This is a genomic window from Kitasatospora sp. NPDC047058 (assembly GCF_040643935.1).
Lineage (GTDB): Bacteria > Actinomycetota > Actinomycetes > Streptomycetales > Streptomycetaceae > Kitasatospora.
Genome location: NZ_JBEYVJ010000577.1, coordinates 1 through 3552, shown reverse-complemented (window position 1 = coordinate 3552; position 3552 = coordinate 1). Strand labels below are relative to the sequence as shown.

General features: G+C 76.6%; 2 protein-coding genes and 3 pseudogenes. 3 read left to right on the top strand and 2 right to left on the bottom strand.

The window, feature by feature from the left end; genetic code table 11:
• Positions 1-690, bottom strand: a pseudogene (locus ABZ885_RS37690) (hypothetical protein); the annotation flags it as partial.
• 244 nt (positions 691-934) lie between these two features.
• On the opposite strand from ABZ885_RS37690, the gene ABZ885_RS37685 reads away from it, so the two are divergent.
• The 3 genes and pseudogenes from ABZ885_RS37685 to ABZ885_RS37675 form a co-directional block, all read left to right on the top strand.
• A complete protein-coding gene (locus ABZ885_RS37685; protein ID WP_360199174.1) occupies positions 935-1366 on the top strand; it encodes a pyridoxamine 5'-phosphate oxidase family protein in 432 nt (143 codons plus the stop codon).
• A gap of 241 nt (positions 1367-1607) precedes the next feature.
• A complete protein-coding gene (locus ABZ885_RS37680; RefSeq protein ID WP_360199172.1) occupies positions 1608-2060 on the top strand; it encodes a MaoC family dehydratase in 453 nt (150 codons plus the stop codon).
• Positions 2061-2379: 319 nt separating this feature from the next.
• Positions 2380-3450: pseudogene (locus ABZ885_RS37675) on the top strand (MBL fold metallo-hydrolase); the annotation flags it as partial.
• Positions 3451-3498: 48 nt separating this feature from the next.
• On the opposite strand, the pseudogene ABZ885_RS37670 reads toward ABZ885_RS37675, so the two are convergent.
• Positions 3499-3552, bottom strand: a pseudogene (locus ABZ885_RS37670) (hypothetical protein); the annotation flags it as partial.

Genomic DNA, 3552 nt, shown 5'->3' with positions numbered 1-3552 from the left:
CTCCGGGCCGCCGCCGTCGAGCACGGCGGCGACCGCCGGTTGCAGGTCGAGCGGAGAGACGGCGGCGGGCGCACCGGGCAGCCCCTGCCGGAGCACCGTCGCCAGGGCGCGGGTGAACGATCCTTCGCCACCGGGCAGGACCGCGTCCCGCCCGCGTCTGCCGCCGGTGTAGCGGCCGACTCTGCCCCAGAGCGGCACCCGCGGGTAGCTGAGCAGCTCGCCCGCGCCGTCCTCGCCGCCGCCGCGTTCGAGCGCGGCCCAGGTGTCCCGGTCGGCGACGGCGTCGACCAGCAGCAGCGCCTCCTCGTGGCCGCCGTGGACCATCGCGCTGACCACCCAGTCCCAGGCCAGCCCGCGCCGGTAGGCGTTGTCCGCGGTGGAGCCGCCGGTGACCAGGGCCAGCCGCCGCCCGCGCGGGTCGGCGACCAGCTGGCCCGCCAGGCAGACCAGCAGCCACCGGCCGGGCCGGGCGGCCGCCTCGCGCACCGCGGTGAGCATGGTGTTGGCGTCCGCGCCCGGGTCCGCCACCGCGACCCGGCAGCCGGCCGAGCCGGCGTCGAAGAACATCCCGGGCAGGACGTCGGCGAGCAGCCGGGCCCCGGCCGCCGCGTGCGCCGAACCGGCGAAGCCCCGGTCCGGTCCGCCGTCCGCCCCGATCACCACGAGGTCGACCCCGTTGACCACCCGCACCACCCCCTCCTCGCGGGCCCCGCCGAACCCGGGGCCGCCCACCCGCCACCACGTGCGCCGTCCGGCCGCGCGTGCCGTACCGGCGGTCCCCCGGCCGCCGCCGTGCGGGGCGTGCCACCGGCACGTTCCGCGCCGCTGCCGACAAGCTAGCGCCCCGCGGGCCCGCCGACGGGGCTCCCGGCCCGGCCGCTCCGGGACCATGGGCCCTATCGGCCGCCGCCGGGGCGAGTGGACGATCGGAACCATGGACCGTGACGACCGTGTGGAGACCCTGGGCGAGGCCGAGTGCCTGCGGCTGCTCAGCACCGTGCCCGTCGGGCGCGTGGTGTACACCGAGCACGCGCTGCCGGCCGTCCTGCCGGTCGCCTTCGAGGTCGCACCGGACGGGCGCCTGCTGCTCGCCGTGCGCCGGGGGAGCACGACGGCGCGCGCACTGGACGGCACCGTCGTGGCCTTCCAGGCCGACGAGCTGGACCTGGTCACCCGTACCGGCTGGAGCGTCCTGGTGCACGGCCGGGCCGAGGTGGTGCGCGAGCCCGAGCAGGTCCGGCAGGCGCTGCGCTCCGGACTGCGGCCGTGGGTCGGCGACCCGGACCCGCTGTTCATCGCCCTGGTGCCGGAGCTGGTCAGCGGCCGGTACCTGCTGCCCGCCGGCCGCACGGTGCAGCGGTCCTGACCGGCCCCCGGCGCCGGCGGCCGGCACCGTCCCGCCGTCCGCGTCCCGCCCCGTCCTTCCGTGGCCGCCCCTTCCTTCCGTGGCCGCCCCGCCCTTGAGCGTCCGTCCCGGCCTCCCGTCCGCCCGCGTCCCGGCCTCCCGTCCCGGCCTGATCGTTTTCCGGTCCGGGCCCTGACAGGTGACCGGCGAGTAGGCATACTCTGCCGGAGTCCGCACCCCCACCTGCCACCAGGAGCGCACCGTGACGACCTTCGCCTCCCTCGCCGACCTCACCGCGGCCGTCGGAACCGAGCTGGGCACCAGCCGGTGGCACACCGTCGAGCAGGAGCGGATCGACCTGTTCGCCGAGGCCACCGGCGACCACCAGTGGATCCACGTCGACCCGGAGCGGGCGAAGGAGAGCCGGTTCGGCTCGACCATCGCGCACGGCTACCTGACGCTGTCGATGATCCCGGTGCTGGCCAAGGAGTGCTACGGCGTCGAGGGCGTGCGGATGGCGCTCAACTACGGCTCGGAGAAGGTCCGCTTCCCCGCCCCGGTGCCGGTCGGCACCGCGATCCGGGCCACCGCCGAACTGGTCTCCGCCACCGAGGTGCCGGGCGGCGTCCAGGCCGTGGTCCGGTTCACCATCACCAGCGCGGAGAGCGCCAAGCCGCACTGCGTCGCGGAGACGATCACCCGCTTCTACGCGTAGCACCGGACGCCGGCTCCCCGGCGGCCGACGCGAACGGGCGCCCGCCCGGCCCCCCGGGAACGGACGGCCGCCCCCGCCGCGCCCCGGTGTACGCCGAACGGCCCGCACGGGGCCGCCCACCAGGTCCGGGCGGCCCACTGCGAGTAACCTCCGACGAGATGGTGGTCGTACCGAATCGGCCCCGTGGTCGTGGGTACGCGCCCCGGCATGCCCGGTAGCCGTAGCCGTCCTTGGAGGTGCCGTGCCCCGCCCCGCCCCCTGGTACTCCCGCGTAGCCGGTCTGACCTCGCAGTTCTCCGGCCCGCCGACCCTCTCCGGGCTGCCCCGGGCGGCCTGGCACCGGGTCCGGACGGACGCCTTCGGCGCCGACCCCCGGGGCGAACGGCTCTCCCGGATCCACCGCTCTCCGCAGTTCGCCGACGGGGCCTTCCGCAACCCGCTGCCCACCCGGCGGCTCGTCTACGAACGCACCCCGCTCGAGATCACCCGGGCCCAGCTCGCCGCCGACAAGACCCGCCGGGTGCCCGCCGCCGCCGTGCCGCTGCACCGGCTGCTCCCCGCCGACCTCGCCGCGCCGCCCGCCTCCGGCCTGCGGCTGACCTGGCTCGGCCACGCCACCGTGCTCGCCGAGATCGGCGGCCGCCGGGTGCTGTTCGACCCGGTCTGGGGCGAACGCTGCTCCCCCTTCGGCTGGACCGGCCCCAAGCGGCTGCACCCCGTCCCCCTGCCGCTCTCCGAACTCGGCCCGGTCGACGTGGTGGTGGTCTCGCACGACCACTACGACCACCTCGACATGGGCACCATCCGCGCCCTCATCGGCACCGACGCGGTCTTCGCCGTCCCGCTCGGCGTCGGCGCGCACCTGGAGCACTGGGGCGTCCCCGCCGACCGGCTGGTGGAGCTCGACTGGTGGGAGTCGGCCGAGGTCGCCGGGCTCACCCTGACCGCCACCCCGGCCCGGCACTACTGCAGCCGCGGCCCGCGCACCAGCGCGCTCTTCCTCTGGGCCTCCTGGGTGGTCTCCGGCGGCGGGCTCCGGATCTTCCACAGCGGCGACACCGGCTACTTCCCCGGCTTCGCCGACATCGGCCGCCGGCTCGGCCCGTTCGACGCCACGATGATGCAGGTCGGCGCGTACTGCGACTTCTGGCCCGAGGTCCACATGACCCCCGAGGAGGGCGTCCGGGCCCACCTCGACCTCGGCGGCGGACTAATGCTGCCGATCCACTGGTGCACCTTCAACCTGGCCCCGCACCCGTGGGAGGAGCCCGCCGAGCGGGTCCTCGCCGCGGCCCAGTCGCTCGGGGCCCGGCTCGCGGTGCCCCGCCCGGGCAAGCCGTTCGAGCCGGCCGACCCGCCCGCGCTGCGGCTCTGGTGGCGGGCGGTCGCCGCACTGCCCCTGCCCGGGGCTGGGCGGGAACAGGTCGAGCGGGAGAGCCTCGGTGATCTCATCGTCGCGACCGAGTCGGCGAAGACCAGCGACGGCCAGCAC